Raw genomic sequence first — 22,122 nt, 5'->3', positions numbered from 1 at the left:
ATCCAAGGTCACACAAGGGGCGTCCGAGGTGACACAGCAGAAACACTATCTTAGCGTTGATTGGACGATTCGCGAATCCGCGAGACCCAGTTGGTTGCCGTGTTGAGAAGAGTCTCGATTGCCTGGGACTCGGGTGATTCCAGCGAGGCTGGGTCGGGATGGTTGGTGGCTGCCTTCAGACGCTCGACCCACTCGGGGTCTTGGATGGCCGACTCGACTTCGGCGGCCTTGGCCACATCGGGTTGCGGAGCAAAGTAGCGCAGGCATGACTTCAAGGTGTGCGATGCGGAACGAAGTTTGTTCGCATCGCCTCGCTTGGCACCCTGCGTCAAATTCTTCAGCAGCGAGGGGACTTCCATCAAGAAGGCATCGCAGACGGAGTCCATCGTATCAGGGTCGTTCCCGCAGTGCTTTGACAATTGAGATCGCCAGTCCCACGCCTCTTCCGCGGCAGCTTCTGCTGCAGGCGACTCCGAATGGGGCGCGACCGAAGTCGGGTTGCTGGTGGAAGGGAGGGGGGATTCGTTTGTCCCGAATGGTTGAGGGGCGTTGTCGTTCGACGGCAATTCGGGAGGCAGCATGGCATCGGGTTCAGGCGTTTTCGATGCGGCCATCACGCGTTCAATTTCACCCAGCAGCAAATCCAGGTCGACCGGTTTTGTGATGTAGCCATCCATGCCGGCTTCGCGACAAAGTTGACGGTGTTGGTCGGTCACATGGGCGGTCAGGGCAATGATCGGAGGCGGGGTTCGGCCTGCTTTTTCGAATTGTTGATGAATGATTCGGGTGGCTTCGGTGCCGTCCATGTTTGGCATTTGCAAGTCCATCATGACGCAGTCAAACGTGTTGGACGCCAATCTTTGGATAGCGACATCTCCCGAGTCAGCGGTCTGCACGTGATGCCCCGAGGCGACCAATTGATCGTGAATCACCAAGCGGTTGGTCGCGCTGTCGTCGACGACAAGCAACCGGTACCCGGCGTCGGCGGTGGGTGCGTCGTTCGTCACATGGGGCGTGTCTGATTCGTTGGTCGACGTCGTTTGACCCACTTGCGGAACGGGAGCGACCGAAGCATTGGCCGTTGGTGAGGATGGTTTGATTCCGCGGCGTCGTTTGCGTTGGCCTCGGCTGGATTGCAGCAAGGGTTTTCCCGAGAGCCAACGGCGAAGCTCATCTGGATGAAGCGGTTCAATCACAATCGCGTCTTCACGCTTGGCACGCCGGGGAGTGGGCTCGCCAGCCCGGGTGAGCCAAATCACGCGGTCACTGGATTTTCGGGCTCGAATGCGGAAGGCGGCGTCGGCCGTTTGATCCGTCAGGATCCAGTGCAAGTGAACACAGTCGGGTTCTAGCATGGAGGGGGTGCGGATCGGCCATTGGCAATGCAGCAGCGTTTCTGCAATGGCGTCCTGCATGGTGGCGTTGTCAACCGAGACCACCGCGGTGGCACCTTCCGGCGGAACGGCAGCGTGTGACTTCTCTGCTTTGACGGGCCGGGGATCCAGGGGCAATGCCAACGCACATTGGAATTGGCTGCCCTGGCCAACGTGGCTGGTCACGGTGATGTCGCCGCCCATTCGTTGGGCCAAACCGCGAGCGATCGCAAGCCCCAAGCCAGTGCCACCAAATTGCTTGTTGGTGCCACGATCGGCTTGCTCAAACGCATCGAAGATTCGCGATTGATTCTCAGGAGCAATGCCAATGCCGGTATCAGCAACGGTGAGTTCGAACCATGCCATGGGTGCGGTGATGTCGCGTTGGTCGACGTTGGCGTTGGCGTTGGAGGAGGTGCTGTTGTCTTCTCGAAGATTCCGTGGTTCACCGATGGGACTGAGTCGCAAACTCACCTCGCCTTGATGGGTGAATTTAATCGCGTTGCCTGCCAGGTTCAGCACGATTTGCCGGAGTCGCTTGGGATCAGCGATCACGCTTCGCGGTGTGTTGGGATCGATTGACAGACACAGTCGAACGGGTTTGTCTGCGACACGAACAGCAAGGCAACCAAAGGCATCGCCCACGACTTCGTGCAAGTTCACTGGAACCGGGTCGATCGTGACGCGACCGGCTTCGATGGCGGCAAAGTCGAGGATGTCTTCGATGACATCTCGTAGCAATTCGGTGTTTTGAGCGATCAGGTTGACGTAACGGCGGGCGGCATTGGGGAGCGTTTGTTGAGCCAGCAGATCCGTCAACCCGCGGATCCCGCCGAGCGGCGTTCGCAACTCGTGAGAGATGCCAGCCATGAATTGCGTCTTGGTACGGTTGGCTTGTTCCGCAGCGGCTTTGGCTTCTCGCATGGCCTCAAAGGCAGCTCGCTGCAGAGTGACATCGCGAATGATCACAGCATGTCCGGTTGCACCGCCCACCGGAATGTCGTGAACGGACACCTCGCTTTCAAATGCGCTTCCATCCCCGCGGCGAAGTTGCAATTGGTGTCGCTCGGTCAACGGCAGAGAGGCCCACTGTTTGGACACTGGCGAGATCAAGTCATTCAATGGGCGACCGACCAAACGTCCGCCGCCAGCTTGCAGCAGTTGACTGGCTGACGGGTTGGCTTCCACGATCGCACGCTGGTCATCGATCAACAGCACCGCGTCACCGGCCGCATCGAACAGGGCCCGTTTTCGAGCCTCACTGTCTCGGAGTGCGATTTCGTTGCGGTGTTTTTCGGTGATGTCCCAGAAGATAATTTGAACGCCAACGCATTGTCCGTTTTGGTCGTACTCGGGGGCTTTGAAGACTTGAGCAAAACCGACGCGACCATCAGGACCCGGGTGCACTTCGACTTTGTCGACCGCTTGTCCGGTCGACATCACCGACATGTCATCGGTGCGGTATTTTTCGCCGATGGCATCCCCGAACAACTCCGCATCGGTGCTTCCGATCACATCGACTGGCGTCATGCCGATGTCGGCGCAGAACTGTTCGTTGGCGTAGGTGAACACCCCTTCGGCACTTTTGCGTGCGACCTGCAAATGCATGCGATCGATCAGTGATTGGAAGGTGGTTTCGCTTTGATCGAGGCGGTGTTGGGTTTCTTGTCGTCGCGTGACTTCATTGCGAAGGGCACGGTTGACGCGTCGGATCTGCAGCGATCGCCGATGCACACGGTGCTGCAGCATGCGTTGGTGCTTGAGCCGGGTTCGCAAGCGGCCCTGCAAGTAAATGTGGAAGTAGCCGGTGGCCATCAGGGCAAAGAAGGTCCAGAGACGAACCGGTTCGAGCCACGCGAATGTCTCGGTCGGGGCGGATCCCGAAAACCGATGCGCGATCGGACCAAAGACATGCAGCAGGCCAACGGCTGCGACCGCCAGGCTTTGGATGGCGGTCATCCAGGTGATGAAGCGGCGGTGAAGCACTCGCCAGGCCAGCGGCAGCAGAATCAAATGGGCGACCACGACGGCCCAGTCTGGCGGCGTGATCGCATCGGCGATGGCCACCAACGCGATCAGGATCACCCAAGATCGTGGACGTCGCCAAAGTTGTGTCCACCATCGTCGCATGAGTTCAAAGCTTTTTGGCGAGTTCTTCATCGGCGTGACGTTGCCACCATTGGTGTGCGTCTTCTTGCGTCCAGGGATACCGCGGGGCGAATGCATCCAAGCGCTGGATCAGATCCGCAACCGATCCCACTCGGTCATGTTTGTCCTTGGCCATGCAAGCTTGGACCAACGCATTCAGGCCCGAATCGATCGGCTCGCCGCGATGCGTTTCGATTTCGAGAGGTTGTTGCGTCAGGATCAGAGCGAACATGGATTCGGGGTCGCATTCCGCGAACGGCGGATGCCCTGTCAACAAGAAGTATAAGACACAACCGAGTGAATAGACATCGCTTCGGGGGTCCATGACCGATGGAGCCCGGAACCTTTCGGGGGCCATGTACATGGGGGTTCCGGCCCAAACGGTTTCGGCGGTTTGAAAGACACCCTGGTTGGGTTCGAGCGGTTTCGCCAATCCGAAGTCAAACACCACTGCCCAATCACCCACGATGGTGTCGAAGCTGAGCATGACGTTTTGCGGTTTCAGGTCGCGATGCATCAAGCCTTGAGAATGGGCTTCCAAGACGGCTTGGCAGACCTGACGCAGGATCCAAATCGCCCGGCCGGGGGCTTGATGACCACTGCGAGCGACGACCTCTGACAACGTCAAACCTTCGAGCAACTGCATGACACAGAATGCTTCCCCGTGTTCATTGCGACCGTAATCGTAAATGGTCACGCTGTGGGGGCTGCACAGGCTGGCGGCCAAGCGGGCTTCGCGGTCGAAGCGTCGGTGATCGTCGTCGTCCTGCCGATCGACCCGCAGGACTTTCAGTGCGATTTCTCGTCCCAGTTCGGTGTGGCTCGCTCGGTAGACAACGCCCATGCCGCCGGCACCCAGTTCTTCGTGGATGTTGTACCGTCCAAGTGGTTGCTTGAGCGCCGAGGGTGCCGGGTCCTTGGACAATCGCTTGGCGAGCAAGATCGGAGCAATCGAGGCAAGCGACAGGAGCAACGCCCAGGGCCAGGTGGACGCCAACGGATAGGCCGCTTGCTGAGAATCACTTTCCACAATCAGGCCAAGACCAAATTCTGGCAGCCATCGCCAAACACCGATGCACCACTTGCCGGTGTAGGTTCGGTAAAGCTGGCCATGAACCTGAGGTTCGGAGCTGTGTGAAACCGAAGCCGCTGCGATGGTCAGCGGGTAAATGGTGCGATGAAAAGTGGATTCGTGATCGTCATCGAGCAAGGCTGATTCGGTCAACCGATCCAGTTGGGCCATGAAGCGATCCAAGCGTTCCTTGGCTTCCGATGGATTGGGGCTCTCTGTCACTCGGAATGGGGTTCCCTGTGACGGAGCAATTTTGTCGGGCAGGTTCAGGCTGGTCGTTTGCATGAAACCATCGCGATCGACCAAGTACGCATCGACATCCTGCGAGCGACTGATCGAGGACAGGGAGTCATTCAGCCAGCGGTTGGTGCTCGGTGGAATGACAACGGCTGCTCCAAGCACCTCGGAACGCAGGCTGGTTTGCGATTTCGACTTTGTGGGAGGGTGATCATGAACAGGAACGATCCAAGCCAACGGGTTGGATCGTGACGCGTTGAATTCGTTGGCCAGTTCTTTGCCGAGCAAGCTTGCCAGGGGAGCGGGAGCATGCAGCACGGTTCGTCCGCTGAGTGCTCGGGCCAAATCTGCTGCGCCGTCAGGAGGAAGTGGAGCGAGCGTTGGATCGTTCAGTGAACCGTTGCTTCCATCGGGAAAAATCAGGGCGAGTGGTTGCAGTTCTCGATTGAAAAAGACGACTTCGGGTGCTTGGAAAGGGGGCAGTTCCGGAGGATTCCGCTCTGGCAATGCCGCGTTCAAATCTCGAACGGAAGCGTTGAGTTTTTGTTGGGTGTCATCGGCTTTGTCGGGATCCATTGACGTGGAAGTGTCACCGGTGAGGGAACGAATGGCCTCTCGAACGTTGGGGTCCCCCGCCAAGTCGATTGCAAACTGTTTGTCGCGACGGAGAAGCCGCTCGACTTGGAGGGTGGAGAGGTCGAGTGTCAGCGACAACGATCGTTGGGCGGACGATTCTTTCTCTTGTCGAAGTCGATGGTCGACCCAAGCTGCTACCAACCAGATGCAACTGATGGTGGTGGCAGCGAGAAGCCAAACCAACCAGCTGTACTGTTGGGCTCGGTCGATGGGACCAATGGAGGTCAGTGTCTTTCGATGTCGCCCGGGAGTGGGTTGCGGGCGATCGACATCGTGACGCGGCATCGCATGAGTGCGCTGCGCGGAGTGCACCGTGTGGCTCTCACGAACACCGTTGGATGCAGCGGTCCTGGACGGCGGGGGGCGGTCGAGATTGGACACCGAATCCGGCGTGGGACCCGAGGATGTGTCTGCCATGGAGCGGATCGCACGCACCACTTCGGATTCGGTGGTCTCGCGTGGTGTGGGAAGGCCTTGTCCGAAATGCGACAAACCGTTTCCGGGCGTCTTTCGAGATGCGGTGCCTTCCACTCGAGCCGCGTCGGGATCGTGCTCGGACAGCAACGAAAGGACTTCGCGGACCAGGTCTTCATCCCCGGACGCTTGGGTGCGAACGAACTCTTCCCGCGCGTCCTCTGCGATCTCTTCAGCTTCCCAGAACAGGTCACGGACACGCTGGTAACGATCCGCATCCATCATGAGGTCGAAGATTTTTCGTCGGGGGCAGCGTTGTCGGCGCTGGAGTCATTGGCGTCGTCGTCTGGGTCGCGGAGTTCGCGACGCATCCAGGCGCGAGCCATGGCCCATTCCTTTTCGACGGTCCGAAGTCCCAGGTTGAGTTCCGCGGCGATCTCCTTCATTCCCAAGCCGCCGAAGAATCGGAGTTCGACCACCCGAGCTTGCCTGGGGCTCAAGGCCGCCAATTGCAGCAACAGTTCGTCCAGAGCAACGACATCGTCATCCTGATCCAGGAGAAAGGTGACTTCGTCGTCCAGCTGACGTCGAATCCAGCCGCCCCCGCGTTTTTGGGCGTGGGTGCGTCGAGCATGGTCCACCAAAATGCGACGCATCACGGTGGCACCAATGGCAAAGAAATGCGTTTTACCCTGCCAGTCCACATGGTCTTGGTCGACCATTCGGACATAGGCTTGGTGCACCAGCGAAGAGCTGCTCAGGCGTTCCCGCTGCGGTTCCGATTGCAGAAATCGACCCGCCATCCGACGCAAGTCATCGTACAAGAACGAAAACATCTGGTCGGTTTTGGCCGCGTCACCTTTTTGACTACTTCGTAGGATTTGCGTGATCGACGACATCAAAGAAGCTCAGCGGGACAGTGACCAAACTTTGGCGACATGGAGGGTTTGGGAGTGAATATCAACGATCTCACTGACACTACTAGCGTAACCCCCAGCCATGGCGATTGCCACCGGCAATTCGTTTTGATGACACCACTGGAGCACCATCTCATCGCGCTGACGCAACCCATCCATCGTGAGTGACAGGCGGCCCAAGCGGTCATTTTGGAATGGGTCGGCGCCAGCCAAGTAGACGACCAGTTCAAATCGGCCTGATTGGTTTTGGTGTTTCTGGAGTGTGTTCAGAACGATTTGCAATGCCTGACAGTAGTCTTCATCCGCCGTCCCGTCTGGCAGACTGACGTCCAAGTCGCTGGGCACTTTCCGCAGCGGGAAATTTTTGACCCCGTGCACGGAACAGGTGAAAACGCTTGGGTCTTCTTTCAGGATCGATGCGGTTCCGTTGCCTTGGTGGACGTCCAGGTCGATGATCGCGGCCCGCTGAATCAGCCCTTCGGCTTGCAAAGTTCGGATGGCCACGGCGGCGTCATTGAAAACACAGTAGCCTTCCCCTTCGCCCGCAAAGGCGTGATGGGTGCCGCCGGCAAGATTGGCGGAGATTCCTTCGGCCAGGGCCGCTCGTGCGGCTGAGATCGTGGCCCCGGTGCTTCGCCGCGAGCGTTCGGCCATCTGCAAGGACCAGGGGAATCCGATTCGCCGGATTTCTTGCTTGGTCAGGGTTCCCGTTTGAACCCGTTGGACATAATCCGGCGTGTGACAGGTCAGCAGTTCCTCGTCCGTTGCAGCTTGGGGGACGACCAACACGTCATCGCGATGATGCTCCGATTCCGCCACCCTCTGGCGCAGCAAACGGTACTTGGCCATCGGAAACCGGTGGCCGTCAGGCAACGGCAGGTCAAAGTGATCGGTGTAATACAGACGCAATGCAGGCGGGTTGGTTGAGAGGTAAACTTTGTCCTGCGTCGTCGACAACGTGTGTCAACGCAGCAATCTGTTTCAAGGGCAGCACCGGGCTGCACACAACCACCTTATCGCACTCGACAAGACGAATGAATCCAATGTCCGACGACGCTTCAACAGCCGCCAACCCCGACGCCCATTCCGCAATGGATTCGCGAGGCATGACTTTGGCCGGTTGGGCCTTTCAGGGAATGGTGGTCACGTTGGGGCTGGCCACGGGATGTTTGTTCATCGGAGTGATCTTGGGGGTGATAGGAAGCGACGATGCACCCGAAGGCAACCCAACCCTCTTTGTCTTGATTGGTGTGGCGGCGTTGGTGTTCAACACGGTGTTGGCGTTTCTGGTTCCCGCGATGTTGCGATCGGCGGCGGCAACGAGATTGAAAGCCGCCGAAGGGGCGGTCGCGTCCGCTCGCAGCTGGGTTCAGTGGCCCGAGCGAGAGCCAATGCCGATGCCGCTGAGTCGATTCTGTCAGGCTGACCAAACGGCTCGATTGATCGGGCAAGCCATGTTGGAGGGCACCGCTGTGATCAATTTTGTGATGATGTTTTTGACCCGGTCACCCGTGAATTTGATGTGCGCTGTGGTCGCCTTGGTTGGTGTCGTCGCGATGTTTCCGACCATCGGCCGGATGCGAACTCGCATCGCGTCGGTCCTGGAAGCTTAGAATTCAACGCACTCTTTCCCCTCCGCTGTTTCAGCACCCCTCCTGCCAAAGAGATCTCCATGAGAACCCGACCGATAGTGAAACACGTCCCGAACTCGGTGTTTGGGAATGGCTTGGCCGTTCTGCTCGCCGGAATGGTTTTGGTTTCTGTCGCCTTGCCGCGCGACCTGCAAGCCGAGGAGACCAAGTTGGAAGAAACGGTCGCTTCGGAGGATCTGCCGGATCTCAAGACACTTGATGGGCACTTCCCCTTTGATGTTCCTGAGTCACGGGAGCAATGGGAATCTCGGGCGGAGCAACTTCGAACGCGTGTCGCGATGGCGACTGGCCTGCATCCCATGTTGCCGCGGCCACCGATCCAGGCCACGATTCATTCGGTTGTGAAGCGAGATGGGTTTCAGGTTGAAAAGGTCTACTTTGAAAGTTTGCCAGGCCACTTTGTGACCGGGTTGTTGTTCCGTCCCGCCGGCGAAAGTCTTTCGCGTGGGCTCAATGCAGACGGCAAGCGTCCGGGGGTGCTGAACCCGCACGGGCACGGTGGCCGGATGATGCGTAACGATGCGGACCGGATGAAGGCGTTGATCGCAAACGGCGATGAGCTGTACATGGAATCCGGTAGTCTTCCAAAGTTGGCCCGCTGTGCGACTTTGGCTCGAATGGGCTGTGTGGCGTTCATCTATGACATGGTCGGCTACGCCGATTCCGTGCAGTTGGGCTATGAGTTCGCTCACCGTCGCCATGAGACTCGTGAGGAAGAAGTCGTCCCCGCAGGATCGGATCCGGAGTTGTTCTTCAGTACGCCGGCCGACGCTCGTCTGCAATCGATCCTGGGCTTGCAAACTTACAACGCGTTGCGTTCCTTTGATTTCCTGGCTTCGCTCGGGGATGTGGATCCAAACCGTTTGGCGGTCACCGGTGGAAGCGGCGGCGGGACTCAAACGATTTTGTTGGATGCGTTGGAGCCGCGAATCATGGCCAGCTTTCCCAACGGGATGGTGTCGACATCGATGCAAGGCGGCTGTGCCTGCGAGAATGCCTGCTTGCTTCGCATTGGCACGGGCAACGTGGAGTTGGCCGCTTTGATGGCCCCCAAACCCATGGGGATGACGGCGGCCGATGACTGGACGATCAAGATGATGTCGGACGGTTATCCCGAACTGAAGCAACTGTATTCAATGATGGGGCAATCTGAGAATGTGTTGTGTGAATCGGTGGTGCAGTTCAAGCACAACTACAACTATGTGACCCGCCGGATCATGTACGGATGGATGAACGAGCACTTGGGGCTTGGGTTGGAGACCCCCATCGTTGAGACCGATTTTCCTGCGATCACCGACGAGGAAGGTGCGGTCTGGGATGACGAGCACCCTGCCCCCACGCAGCGAGGCCCCCAACATGAAAAGTCGGTCCTGAGTTGGTGGGACCAGCAAAGCGAACGCTTGCTGGCAGATTGCCTGGGGCAGTCTGCAACGGCAGCGGGATTCGATGAAACCATCCGCCCTGCCCTGGCGACGTTGTTTGACCTGCCCCTGCCAGAGACTTCCGGCGTGTCGGTGAAATTCTCGGAGCCAGTGCAGCATGAATCGGGCGCGACGGTTGTCTCGGGAGTGGTGGTCGATCGGGCTCGTCGGCGTGAGATTCCGATTCAAAAATGGATCGCGAAATCGGCCCAGGATGTTTCCCCACCGACAACGGTTCTGTGGGTTCAGGCAACGGCTCAGGAGTCGACGGGCGAACCCGAATGGTCCGCTGCCCTGGCTGATCAATTGGAACAATCCAAGGTGCTGATCGTGATCGACATCGCTTCGATGCCCACGGATGCGGAGGCAGGGAAGCAGCGAACGAACCCGCAGCCGCGACGTGCTTCGGCGGCCTTCACGTATGGTTACAACCGGCCGTTGCCAGCGACACGCTGCGGGGATGTTTTGGCGGTGATCTCCGCGTTTCAGAACTCACCCGGTGATGTGACGTTGGTGGCACCCCAAGGCGCCGCGGCGTATGCGTTGCCTGCGGCGGCGATCGCGGGGCCGTTTCTGACCGAAGCCGTGATTGATGTGAATGGTTTCCGATTCGCTGACCTGCGTCACCAGGACGACGAGAGTTTCGTCCCAGGCATCGTGAAGTACGGCGATGTGGATGCTTTGGCCGCTTGGCGTGCGCCGTATGCCCTGACGATTCACGATTCCAGTGACGAAGCGTGGGCAACCGCGAAGGCGATCTATCAAACGCGGGACGCCTCGGATCAAGTTCAATGGCGTGCGAGCGAGTGAGTCGTATGGCTCGTTCCGGTAGAGCAACTCAGCGCGAGTTTGGAATCGCTCACTGGTTCGCGAAAGTCGGGATGACTTCTGCCACGCTCACTGGTGTGCGGGGCGCATAAAAAAAGGCCCGAGTGAACTCGGGCCTGGTGCCGCTGGCGTGAAGCTCACGCCAGCGTGATTTCGTTGTGGCGGAAGATCATTCTGCGGCGGCTTCGGGCAGGTCCTTGTCGACCAGTCCCCATCCGCCTCGGCCACCGTCGATGCGGCTTTGAACATCGTCGACCGTTTCGAGGGCGGTGGGCTCCCAGAAGTTTTTCAGCGCTTCGCGGTCGAGTGGTTCGAGTGAACGGAACAAGCGGAAACCAACTCCACGGGAAGGGTCGTCGGTGAACCACCAGGGGCTCTTGGGGAAGTTCGGGTCTTCGTTCTTCCATTCATCGTCATCGGAAGCCAAGCGAGCGGCGCTGCGAAGTTCCGGTGGATCGCTTTCCCAGCTGCCGCCACGAGCGACGCACGGCCAAGGGTTTTCGGGCCAACGAACCGCGTCGATGGCGTTGTCGACAGGGGACTCTTTGAGCCATTCGTACCCGTCTTCGGAGTACTCGTTGACGGTCCATTCCGCGGCGTTGCCGTGCATGTCATGCAAGCCATACGGGTTGGGCTTTTTGGTGCCGACATGGGCAGGGCCGTCGTAGGAGTTGTCGAAGTACCAAGCGTAGTCTTCGATGTCGTCCGCGCTGTCGCCCCAGCTGTAAGCGGTCGTGGTGCCACCGCGAGCGGCGTATTCCCATTCCGCTTCCGTGGGCAATCGGTACTGATTTTCGGTGATCAGGCTGAGCCACTTGGTGAATTGCTGAGCAGCGTACTGAGTCATCGTCACGGCGGGTTGTTCGGGCTCTTCGCCGTACTCGTACGTGAACGAAGGGTCGTACAGCTCAGTTGGCGCGGTGATCGCATCGGCCATGTTGGAATCGTCGACGGTGCGGACGCCATCGGCTTCGAACGATTTGAACACGGCGTACATTCGCATGTATTCCTTGTACATCGCCCAGGTCGTCTCGGTTTTGGCGACCCACATCGGTGAGACGTTCATCTCAACGGTTGGTCCTTCATCTTCCACACGTGGGTCGGCATCTTCGGGGCTGCCCATCGTGTAGGTGCCACCGGGAACCGGGACCATCTCAAACGAGATGTCGGTGCCGGGGATTTTTTCAGTGTAAGAGACCATGAAGCGACCATCGCCCAGGTCCACGAAGGGGCCGTCGGAGGGCTTTTCGCTGGCGATTCCAACGATCGCCGCTTGGCTGGTTTCCGCAGCGGCTTCTTGGGCGTGCACCGAATTGGAGGCGCCCGGTGAAAGGATCGACCCAGCTGCCATCGAGCAGACGGCTGCGATGCCGAGTGGGCGGAGAGAGCGTTTCAAATCAAACGTCATGGCGTGACAAATGGAACAAGTGAGTGGATCGGAAGTCTTTTCGACAACCCGCCAGTTTAGTCGAAATAGCAAGCAAACTGAATGCGTTTTTGCATTGAAAGTCGTCTTGGATCAGCCCGCCACAAACCGAGCGGGGGCCCGTTGGTCCCTGGTGGGGACCAGCTCAAAGACATCGATGCTGCCACAATCCACCAAATCGCCGGCGTAGTTGGCGGCAATCAGGTTTTTGCCTCCTTGGGTCAGTTTTAGCCGTTCGGCCAGTGTTTCGGAGCTGTTGACGCCATCGTGTGTGATGCAGTGTTGCCAAGCGGACAGCGCGAGGGCACCTGAATCGTTCAAAAGCTCAATCGGACCGTCGTAAAAACGAGGGGAGTCGGCCAGACGTTGGTGGCACATCGCGATGATCGCACCGGCCAACAGCACGTCTTCCGTGGTGACACAGCCATTGGTCCCTGCACAAACAATTCGCACGAATGCATCATTCTCTTGGTTGGCCGAGTGCCACCGAACCAAGCGGTCGATGACCGCGGACAAGTTGGCGAAGCAGGCCAGCCACATGTGATCACAATCTTCCGCTGCCTGGATCGCGGCGGTTCCGTTGGTGGTCGTCAGCACCAATTCGCGGTCACTGACGCCGGCCGGCGAGTATTCCCCGGGGGAATTGCCATGGTCGAATCCCACGATCGGCTGGCAGCCTCGTTCGCCACACAGCAGCGGCACGTTGTCGGGTGCGGCGGCGGTTTTCATCGCGAAAGCTTCTTCGATTTCACCGCAGGTCGTGATCGATTTGGCGCCCGCGGATAGCGCGGTGGTCGCGACCGTGGTCGCTCGCAAGACGTCGATGACAACGACGACCGAAGCACGGGTTCGTTCGGATTCACCAGCGGCGTTGGGCGTCAGCCAAGTTTCGATTTTCATGTTGATTGAAATCAGGGGATGGTTTCAGTGGGGCGGTGTGTCGAGTCGATCAGTAGCGGTCTTGTTCGGCTTCCGCCCACACATCGGCGTGATCGGAATCGTCAAAATGGACATGAATCACGCTCGGGCTACAACACACCGGACAATCTTCGACATACTGTTGGTCGCGTCCAGCGGCGATGTCCAGCGGAATCACGATTTCCTCGCCACAGTTGTCACAGACGTAGGTGCCGTCCAAATCCGCATCCGTGGAGGCTGACTCGGACGTTTCCCAGTCCTCTTCCTGAGGCAGCGGGTCGTCGTTCAGCAATTGTTGCCATTCGGGCACGGGATCGATGGCGGATTCCTCGCTGGGCGTGTGGTTCGAATCGTCGAGTTCGTCTGAGTCGTGGTCGCTGATGATTTCATCCCTGTTCATTTTTTGTTTCTCAATTTCACTTCAGCGGAGTTCCGATGAATCTCTCACAAGTTCGGCTCGCACAAAGCTTGCTGGTCGGTTGCCTGGTCATTGGAACGCTCGGGTGCGGTGTCAGCAGCAGCAAAACCATCCCTGTTCCCGCTGACAACCAATCGGAAAGTGGAGAATCCACGGGCGAGAGTTTGGCGTCCGCATGGGATGGTGTCGCGGGTGCCAAAACCAAGTTGCGAGGCGATGATGTCGTGGTCGTTGACCTGCGGGAAGTGGCCGAGTCCGATTTGGATGATGCGGTGAAGTTGTTGTCCAACACCAGCACGGTCAGCGAGTTGTTCGTGCCGGCTGCGGCTTGGACCGACGGAATGGTTTTGCGATTGGCGGCACTGCCCCATCTGAAGCGGCTGCGAGTTTATGGCAAATCATTCGACGATGCGAAAGCCAAAACGATTTCCGGTTTGCCAGCATTGATCGGGGTCACGTTTCAGGACACGTCCGTGACGGACGAAGGAGCGAGTGTTCTGGCCGAATTGAATGAACTGCAGGAGGCATCGTTGATGAACTCGCCGGTCACGGACAAAGTGCTGGAGTCCATTTCCTCCTTGCCAAAACTGGCCAAACTCAACCTGCGAGGCACTCAAGTCACTGGCGATGCATTTGATCCCATTTCAAAGCTGCCTTTGAAGGATCTCGAATTGGCTGAAACGGATTTCGGTCCCCAGGGAATGCCGGCGATCGCGAAAATCGAAGGCTTGGAAAAGATCAATCTTTGGCTGACCAAGATCGACAACGAGTCCCTGAAGGCGTTCGAAGGCAAAGCATCCTTGACGATCTTGAACATTGACAATTGCCCTGCGATCACCGAAGAAGCCATCCCGGTGATCGTCTCGCTGCCTCACTTGAAGTTGCTGCACTTGGGCAAGACCAGCGTGGCACCGGATTCCCTGCCGCAACTGGAGCCACTGCAAGAATTGGAAACCTTGTTCGTCACCAATCTTGGTTTGGAAGAAGCCCCCGCCAAAGAACTCGAAGCGATGTTTCCGAATCTCAAACGTTTCGAGTATTGAGCCAGACCGAAACGTTCGCGATCGGCGTTCTGATAGCGGATGCAACTTTTCTTCTGGATGCTGTCTTTCTTCGTCCCGGTAGGGATTTCAGATGGTAGCCGGGGGTTGCTGCGTAGCAGCGTACCCCCCGGAAAACGAGCCTCCAAGAAATACTCTCCATCCCGCCGGGGCCAACGCTGGACTGCTGAATGTTTGATGTTGTGGAGCGTATCGGTTTGCGCAAGTTCTGTTCCACGACTTCGCCCCAACCGGGCAGCGTTATGACAGCCCAGGGCAACGCCCTGGGTTACGGCTAGCCACGCGTGAACAATAAGTGACGATGTTAGCGGTGTGGCGCAAGCCGCCCGGTGAGGAACCGGAGGGCTCGCGCCCTTCCGCTACGTCACTTGTTGTTCACGTGGTCCTTAGGGCCGCCCCGTTGGGGCGTGAGACAGAACCAAAAGGTATGCCGCATTGTTCGTGTTAACCCTCAAGTTTTCGCAGTCCAGGCCAACGCCCAAACGGCTCACATGGTTGTGCCCAATCATTCCTGCTGACCTGCTTCAAAGAAGTCCGAGGGCCTGCTGCCAGGAACGCTTTTGTTTCTTCACGCCGTACTCCTTGTGCAGTTCGGACCAGGATTCGGAAATCGCGGCGCAAGCGTCCTCAGGACTTTGATCGCCTGTCAAGCACTTGCGGATCTCTGAATCCAGCACTGCCAAGTAGCGATCTCCGCCGACCAGGTTCAGTGGCGGCATCACGTTGGGGTTCTGCCAGGCCGATCGCAACCAGGGTTGGTAGTTGCCACCGGCGGCACCATCAATCGATGATTCGGTCGTGGGGTGCTGCAGGCCGGGAATCGATCGGTACAACGGTTCGCTGCCCTCGCCTCCCGCCAACCATTTGAGAAACTGATTCGCGGCGGCGGTCTGGCGGCAGGATGCGGCGAGTGATCCCGCGAGTGTTTGCGGCGCGAACACCGCGCGGCCGGTTCGTTCCATGATCACGCCGTCGGCATTGGCCACGCCGCGCTCGGCGATGGGCAAGCCGGAAACTTGGACGTTGCCGGCTGAGGCGGACTCGTCATCTTCATCCACTGGGTCGATTTCGACTTGCGGGAATCCGATGCCAGCAACGAGTTTACCGGAACCGACATTGCGAAAGATTTCGCCAGGAGTCATGAATGAATCAGGCCCCTGCTGGGTCGTGGCGACCATCTGACGCAAGACGTCGACGTATTCGGGTTGAGTCAGCAACGGCTCCAGCGTGTCGCGGTCAAACAACCAGCTGGCACTGAGGACCGAAGCGAGTCGCCAAAGGTAGGACACGCCAGCCCAGCCCTCCGCGGTTGGCTCGGCGACTTTTCCTGGAAACTCTGCGGCAAGCTTTTCGAGGTCGTCCCAGGTGATCGTGGAGGAGGTTGAAACCTTGGAGGTCGCTTTCTCGCCAACCAACAAAGCGGGCAAGGCCCCGCCCAAGCAGAGGGCTCGCGATTCTTGTCCGAACGTCGTGGCCACTCGGACCGCCGGTGGGTTCGGTTTCGTCCCGGATGGAGACTTTCGCGATGGCATGATCCGCTCCCGCGACACCATTTCGCCCAACTGGCTGAGTGGGAAGACGATGACATCAGCCTTGGCTGCGGCATCCCAAATCGATGCTTCTTGGTCAGCGTCGCCATCGGGTTTGTCGGGGGAATCCTGGGACGATGCGGACTCCGTCGGCGGCGTGACCACGGTGATTTGGAGCGGTTGTTCGCTGATCGATTGCCAGGTTCGACGCAACGTTTCGGCGTCGGAATCGGTTCCCGTCCAAACGATTCGAAGTGGCACGTCGGTCCGAATGATGGACGCCGATTCGGCTTCGTCGGTCGAGGAGGATTCGCGGCAACCCGTCAAAACGGCGGTTCCGGCGATGGACGTCCAGGCCAACCACTGGCGGCGCTGCCAGAGGGTTGGTGGGGTGTTTTGGGAATGGATTGAGCGGCTCGAAGACGACGCTAGGATCGCCGGATGCTGCTCGGCATCGTCGGCGGAAGCGGAACGAAACGCGTCCCGATCGGCAGATTCAATCTTCGCGAGGCGAGTTTTCGCAGGCATCGTGGGAGCTCGTGGGACGTCAGTTGGAAGGTTGGTTGCGTGGTTGAAAACGCAAGTACGCGTTATACTACCCGCCAGTTCGCTTTCTCAGAGCGGCTCTCATCCCCCCTTGTCTTTGAATTCATTGCACTGAAGCAACGCACCATGGCTCACTATCTCGGCATCGACATTGGCACCAGCGGCACCAAGACCCTGCTGATCGACGAAACGGGGCAAGTGGTCGCGGAGGCCAACGCCGAATATCCGATGGAACAACCCAAACCAGGTTGGACCCAGCAGGATCCGGAGCATTGGTGGGCGGCAACGAAAAAGACCGTCAAGGCGGTGATGAAAAAATCAGGTGTCGACAAGGCTGACGTGAAAGCGATCGGTTTGTCAGGACAAATGCACGGCTCGGTTTTCTTGGACCGAGACGACAATGTCATCCGCCCTGCCCTGCTGTGGAACGATCAACGAACGGCGGATCAGTGTGATCAAATCACGTCGGCAGCCGGTTCCCGTGAAAAGCTGATCGGGATGGTCGCGAACCCTGCTCTGACGGGGTTTCAGGCTCCCAAGGTGCTTTGGTTGCGTGACAATGAGAAACGCAACTTCGACAAACTGGCGAAGGTTTTGCTGCCCAAGGATGACATCCGCCGGCGACTGATCGGCGACTATGTCACCGAGGTCAGCGACGCCAGCGGCACGTTGTTCCTGGACGTGAAAAAGCGTGATTGGTCGAAGCAATTGCTCGGGAAACTGGATTTGTCCCCTGATTTGTTGCCACGTGTGGTGGAGTCGGAAGACGTCACCGGCACGCTGACCAAAGAGGCGGCCAAGGCACTCGGGTTGACGACGGATTGCAAAGTCGTCGGGGGCGCGGGCGACTGCGCTGCGGGTGCGATCGGCAACGGCATCGTGAAATCGGGTTTGCTCAGCACGTCGATCGGAACCAGCGGCGTGATGTTTGTCCACAGTGACGAACCCAACGTCGATGCATCTGGGCGACTTCACACGTTCTGCCACGCCGTCCGTGGGAAGTGGCACATGATGGGGGTGAACTTGACCAGCGGTGGTTCGCTGCAATGGTGGGTGGATCAGGTCTTGCAAGGTTTGGCAGGTGTGCCCGCCTCGAAACGGTTCGAGGCCGCGACGGCGGAAGCTGAAAAGGCGACCGCCGGCAGCGGTGGGATGTTGTTCTTGCCTTACTTGAATGGTGAACGGACGCCGCACGCGGATCCCAACGCTCGCGGTGCCTTCGTCGGCATGAATCTCACTCATGATCGAGCAGCAATGACCCGTGCGGTGATGGAAGGCATCACGTTTGCTCTGCGAGACAGCCTGGAGATCATCGAGTCACTGGGCGTTCCAGTTCGCCAAATCCGCGCCAGCGGTGGCGGCAGCAAAAACGTCTTTTGGCGTCAAATGCAGGCGGATGTGTTTGGCAAAAAGATCACCACCTTGAAGGTGGAACAGGGGCCGGCCTTCGGTGTCGCTCTGCTCGCCGCGGTCGGCGACGGAGCCTACAAACACATCGCACAGGCTTGCCAGGCGACCATTGAAGTGGCCGCCGAAACGAAAGCGGAGCGTTCCGCGAAAAACACTTACAACAAGCTCTTTCCTGTGTACCGATCGTTGTACAGCAGTTTGAAAGACGACATGCACCAATTGGCTGAATTGCAATCAACGCTTTGAAAGAATCCACTGAACTCAACGATCTCGCCATTCGGCAACGGATCCTCGATGAAACGAAATGTGTGGTCGTCAAGGTTGGGACGCGAGTCCTCACCACTTCGGACGGCAAGCTCGATCTCGAACGCGTGGATCGACTGGCGGAGCAGCTATGCCGCATCGCGGACACCGGACGGCAAACCATCATGGTCAGCAGCGGTGCTGTCGGCGCTGGCGTTGCCAAGCTGAAGTTGCCCCAGCGTCCAACCGATTTGAAGACCCTGCAAGCGATCGCCGCCATTGGGCAAGCCGACTTGATCGGTGCCTACGAAAAATCGCTGCAGAAACGAGGGCGACACGCCGCGCAGGTTCTGCTGACTCGCAATGACCTCCGACGCCGCAGTGGTTACCTGCACGTTCGCAACGCGCTCAATGGAATCGATGAACTCGGCGCGATCGCGGTCGTCAACGAAAATGATTCGGTGGCGGTTTCGGAACTGAAAACGACCTTCGGTGACAACGATCGTTTGGCAGCGCATGTGGCGGGCCTCTTCAACGATGCGATGTTGATTTTGTTGACCGACGTTTCGGCGTTGTACGATGGTCACCCGGACGCGGAAGACAGCCAGCCGATTCGCATGGTCCACGGCGTGGACGATGGGGTGATGGCGTTGGTGGATGACCAGATTTCCGCGGTCAGCAAAGGCGGGATGGGCGGTAAGTTGCGTGCTTCCAAGCTGGCCAACTCACACGGGCATCCGACCATCATCGGCCCCGGCAACGACGACACGGTGCTGGATCGCATTTTCGCGGGCGAAGCGGTGGGAACCTTCTTCGTTCCGCCTAAACGCTCGTTGAAAGGGCGGCGACGTTGGATCGGCAGTTCCGCCAACGTGGCAGGGACGCTGCACCTGGACCAAGGTGCCGTGGACGCGATCCAGAAGCAAGGCCGAAGCTTGCTCGCGATCGGCATTCAGCGAGTCGAAGGAACCTTTGCTCACGGGAATGTGGTCCGCTTGGTTGGTCCCAACGGGAAGGAGTTCGGACGTGGCTTGTCGAACTATCGCAGCCAAGAAGTGGCTCGCATCGCCGGCAAGCCCAGCGAGCAAATCGAATGGATCCTCGGGCATCGCCCCTACGAGAACGTGATCCACCGCAACAACTTGGTGCTGCGGATTGTTCCCGAGTGAGATCGTAGGCGAGTGAATCGTAGGCGGGGCTTCCGAGCCCAGCCAAACCCGAGCGACGGTCTTGGAAGACCATCGTACGAGTCGCGACGGTCATGCAAGACCGTCGTCCGAGCAGCTATTCCAATGGGCTGAGCCGAGACGCAACGCGTCCGGCTAAGCCGCGCGTCGAAGCGGTTCGCGGTCCATCGCTGGCATTGGCAACGTTTCGGGATTGTCGTCAACGGACAACACACCCGCGGTTTGCACGGAACGCGAGATCGCGTTTCCGGCCAAGGGAGCGGTCATCCGTCGAAGTCCTGCGAGCAAACTCGAGGGGCGAAGTCCGCCCGCCAGAGTGGTTGTGAGCAGACGTTGCACGCCGCGTCCCCATCCCGCTGATCCACCACTGCGAAGGTGGTCCGACAGGGCTTGCAGTCGACGATGGTTCCGCTGGATGCGAAGATCGTAGTCGAGCACTTCGGTTTCGAAGTCCACTCCCATCACGCTGTCTTCGGCAATCACACATCGCCAGCCGGCTTGCGTGACCAGGTGACCGAAGCCGACGGAGGCCTCGATGGTGTCGGTGCCGCGATACGTTCCGGACAAGCTGCGAAGCAGATCTCGGCGCCAGAACGACGCGGCGAGGAAGGCTCCTTCGACGCGAGCGGCGGCTTTCCGAGCGACTTGTTTGTCACCGAAGCCGATCGGTCCACAGGCGGACGAGGCGGTCGTTCGCCAGCCCGCGTGTTCGATCCGCTGCGATTCAGGGTCGCGGACAACGGGCACGACGACGCCAGTCTCATGGCCTTCGAATTGGGCCAGTGCCGCATCGGTCCAGTCCGCGGTGGCGACATGCCCGTCCGCGACGACGTGCACGAACCGGCCCATTGCCAGTTCAGCTGCGTCGGTGATTTGGCGGAGAACGTTGGTTGAGCCGCTGTCGACAAACCGAACCTCCTCGGCCAAATCAAACGGGTCGTCATAGTTCCCGTCATGGGACACAATCACCTCACACCCATCTGGGCGATGCTGCAATACGCTTGCGAGCGAGGATTCGAAAGCCGCGTCATCACCACCATGGGGGACGACGATCGACAAACGCGGGATGTTGGACAATTTTCGCACCACTGCACCTGCCAAGGATTCTGCTTACCGGGCTAACCGAGACCCTCGGGTCGCCGCTGAGAAAGGATTTCGGACGGGAGCATGATTCCAGTTGAGACGATCGGGTCGGTTCGTCCCGAAAGCGGGCAACTTCCTTTTGAGTCGAACGAACCGGCCCGATAATCGTCATCGCTTTCCAGACCCATTCTTTTTTTACCCCCCCAGAAACTCACGACGTGAAACGTTTGCTATGAAACAAGTCCCGCTTGGCCACGACGGTTTCCCGGTCTCTCAACTTGGCTTCGGTGGATGGGCCCTGGGCGGGCAGTGGGGCGCTCAAGAGGACGACGCCTCCCTCGCGACGCTTCAGCATGCCATCGAGCATGGGGTCACTTTCATCGACACCGCACCCGGATACGGGGACGGTCGCAGTGAACAGGTCATCGGCCGGTTCCTGAAACAATTGCCCGCATCGATGCGGGAAAAGATTCACGTGGCGACCAAGACGCCGCCTTCGGAGGGCCCCTGGCCGCCAAGCCCCTACTGTCGTTGGCAAGATCGTTACGGGGCCGCGTACATTCGGGCCAATGTCGAGGAGCGTCTTCGCAACCTCGGCGTCGAATGCCTCGATCTGTTGCAATTGCATTCGTGGACGGCGGCTTGGAACGATGACCCGCAGCCCTTGCTCGTGCTTCAGAAACTACGCCAGGAAGGCAAAATCAACCGCATCGGTCTGTGCACCCCTGAGCAAGATCAGAACTGCGTGATCCAGCTCATGCGAGATGGATTGGTCGACGTGGTGCAGGTGGTGTTCAACATTTTTGAACAAGAACCTGCGGCGCAGTTGTTGCCCGTCGCCGAAGAAACCGGAACCGGTGTGATCGTTCGCGTCTCCCTGGACGAAGGTGCCTTGACCGGCAAGTATCCCGCCGACCATTCGTTCCCAAAAGACGATTTTCGGTCCGGCTACTTTGCCGGTGACCGAATGGAACGCACGTCCAAACGAGTCGAAGCGATTCGCGATGACTTGAAAGAGTTCGGGCTGGAGGAGCACTACTCGTTGGCCGCCACCGCGATCAAGTTCGCAATGGCTCCCTCGGCCGTTCAAACGGTGATCGTCGGCATGCGAAATGTGGAACAAGTCGCCTTGAATGTGGCCACCGAAGCCCTGCCGTCACTGCCGGATGATTTCCTGCGTCGACTGCAGTTGCACCAATGGCGGCGAGGCGTCTGGTACAGCGGCAAGTGATCCGAGTTCAAGCGAGCGGCATGCCCCTTTCGTCGGATGAGCCCCGATAGCACGTACGATGGGCTTCCAAGCCCGTCGATCGCCACCTGCCGTCGCTCCGCGACTGGGGGACTTTTGTGTCGTGGGCGGATGACCTTGGGTTGAAACCCAAGGCTTTCGGCTGTCGTCGCTCCGCGACTGGGTGTGTTTGGTTGATCGAACAGCCGCGGAGCGGTGACAGTTGTCAGCCTCGGGTTTTCAACCCGAGGTTTTGGGCGTTACCCCACACGCTCGGCAAGCCGCGGAGCGGCGACAGGCGAGCTGGGATGGATTGAAAAAGTGAAATTGGAAATTGTAAATTGAAAAATTCGGGTGGTTGGGGCGGTGACGGGG

The 22,122-nt window shown here is 58.8% G+C and carries 15 protein-coding genes; 6 read left to right on the top strand and 9 right to left on the bottom strand.

All coding sequences use genetic code 11. From position 1 onward, the window contains the following. Positions 1-50: 50 nt before the first annotated feature. Genes RISK_RS05375 through RISK_RS05360 form a run of 4 tightly spaced genes read right to left on the bottom strand, consistent with a single transcriptional unit; the run spans position 51 to position 7,754 of the window. On the bottom strand, positions 51-3,503 hold the full coding sequence (locus RISK_RS05375) for an ATP-binding protein (protein WP_047813320.1): 3,453 nt from the start codon (positions 3,501-3,503) through the stop codon (positions 51-53). A gap of 4 nt (positions 3,504-3,507) precedes the next feature. Continuing rightward, complete coding sequence (locus RISK_RS05370; RefSeq protein ID WP_047813254.1) at positions 3,508-6,165, bottom strand: serine/threonine-protein kinase; 2,658 nt, start codon at positions 6,163-6,165, stop codon at positions 3,508-3,510. Beyond that, on the bottom strand, positions 6,162-6,779 hold the full coding sequence (locus tag RISK_RS05365; RefSeq protein WP_047813253.1) for an ECF-type sigma factor: 618 nt from the start codon (positions 6,777-6,779) through the stop codon (positions 6,162-6,164). The genes RISK_RS05370 and RISK_RS05365 overlap by 4 nt, the downstream gene beginning before the upstream one ends. A gap of 9 nt (positions 6,780-6,788) precedes the next feature. Further along, entirely contained in the window at positions 6,789-7,754 is a 966-nt protein-coding gene (locus tag RISK_RS05360; protein ID WP_236696044.1) for a histone deacetylase family protein, read from the bottom strand. Between the two features lie 86 nt (positions 7,755-7,840). On the opposite strand from RISK_RS05360, the gene RISK_RS05355 reads away from it, so the two are divergent. Together RISK_RS05355 and RISK_RS05350 are read left to right on the top strand one after the other, a co-directional pair. Then, the gene (locus tag RISK_RS05355) at positions 7,841-8,410 is read left to right on the top strand and encodes a hypothetical protein (protein WP_047813252.1); all 570 of its coding nucleotides are present in this window, start codon (positions 7,841-7,843) and stop codon (positions 8,408-8,410) included. A gap of 59 nt (positions 8,411-8,469) precedes the next feature. After that, on the top strand, positions 8,470-10,680 hold the full coding sequence (locus tag RISK_RS05350; protein ID WP_236696043.1) for an acetylxylan esterase: 2,211 nt from the start codon (positions 8,470-8,472) through the stop codon (positions 10,678-10,680). Between the two features lie 187 nt (positions 10,681-10,867). On the opposite strand, the gene RISK_RS05345 is transcribed toward RISK_RS05350, so the two are convergent. The 3 genes from RISK_RS05345 to RISK_RS05335 all read right to left on the bottom strand — a co-directional run bounded on the left by RISK_RS05345 (position 10,868) and on the right by RISK_RS05335 (position 13,442). Further along, positions 10,868-12,106: a formylglycine-generating enzyme family protein gene (locus tag RISK_RS05345; protein ID WP_047813251.1), complete on the bottom strand. Its 1,239-nt coding sequence runs from the start codon at positions 12,104-12,106 to the stop codon at positions 10,868-10,870. Between the two features lie 111 nt (positions 12,107-12,217). Next, complete coding sequence (locus tag RISK_RS05340) at positions 12,218-13,024, bottom strand: 2-phosphosulfolactate phosphatase (RefSeq protein WP_047813250.1); 807 nt, start codon at positions 13,022-13,024, stop codon at positions 12,218-12,220. A 49-nt stretch (positions 13,025-13,073) separates the two neighbouring features. Then, positions 13,074-13,442 carry a CPXCG motif-containing cysteine-rich protein gene (locus tag RISK_RS05335; protein ID WP_047813249.1) on the bottom strand — a complete coding sequence of 123 codons (369 nt, stop codon included), beginning with the start codon at positions 13,440-13,442 and terminating at the stop codon, positions 13,074-13,076. 35 nt (positions 13,443-13,477) lie between these two features. Between RISK_RS05335 and RISK_RS05330 the strand changes: the two genes are divergently transcribed. Continuing rightward, positions 13,478-14,503 (top strand): leucine-rich repeat domain-containing protein, encoded by a 1,026-nt coding sequence (locus RISK_RS05330; RefSeq protein WP_047813248.1) that lies wholly within the window; start codon positions 13,478-13,480, stop codon positions 14,501-14,503. Positions 14,504-15,045: 542 nt separating this feature from the next. Here the strand turns inward: RISK_RS05330 and RISK_RS05325 are convergent. After that, on the bottom strand, positions 15,046-16,578 hold the full coding sequence (locus RISK_RS05325) for an ABC transporter substrate-binding protein (protein WP_047813247.1): 1,533 nt from the start codon (positions 16,576-16,578) through the stop codon (positions 15,046-15,048). Between the two features lie 144 nt (positions 16,579-16,722). On the opposite strand from RISK_RS05325, the gene xylB reads away from it, so the two are divergent. Both xylB and proB read left to right on the top strand, forming a co-directional pair. Further along, positions 16,723-18,252 carry a xylulokinase gene (gene xylB / locus RISK_RS05320; protein WP_047813246.1) on the top strand — a complete coding sequence of 510 codons (1,530 nt, stop codon included), beginning with the start codon at positions 16,723-16,725 and terminating at the stop codon, positions 18,250-18,252. Next, positions 18,249-19,418: a glutamate 5-kinase gene (gene proB, locus RISK_RS05315; RefSeq protein WP_047813245.1), complete on the top strand. Its 1,170-nt coding sequence runs from the start codon at positions 18,249-18,251 to the stop codon at positions 19,416-19,418. Before xylB ends, proB begins: the two co-directional genes overlap by 4 nt. 153 nt (positions 19,419-19,571) lie before the next feature. On the opposite strand, the gene RISK_RS05310 is transcribed toward proB, so the two are convergent. Next, a complete protein-coding gene (locus tag RISK_RS05310) occupies positions 19,572-20,522 on the bottom strand; it encodes a glycosyltransferase family A protein (RefSeq protein WP_047813317.1) in 951 nt (316 codons plus the stop codon). A gap of 229 nt (positions 20,523-20,751) precedes the next feature. Between RISK_RS05310 and RISK_RS05305 the strand changes: the two genes are divergently transcribed. Then, positions 20,752-21,750, top strand: a complete 999-nt coding sequence (locus tag RISK_RS05305; protein ID WP_047813244.1) for an aldo/keto reductase — start codon at positions 20,752-20,754, stop codon at positions 21,748-21,750. Positions 21,751-22,122: the final 372 nt, after the last annotated feature.

Origin of the sequence: Rhodopirellula islandica (assembly GCF_001027925.1) — a bacterium.
Lineage (GTDB): Bacteria > Planctomycetota > Planctomycetia > Pirellulales > Pirellulaceae > Rhodopirellula > Rhodopirellula islandica.
Note: the sequence above shows the minus strand (reverse complement) of the source record. Positions and strands in the feature narration are given on the sequence as shown.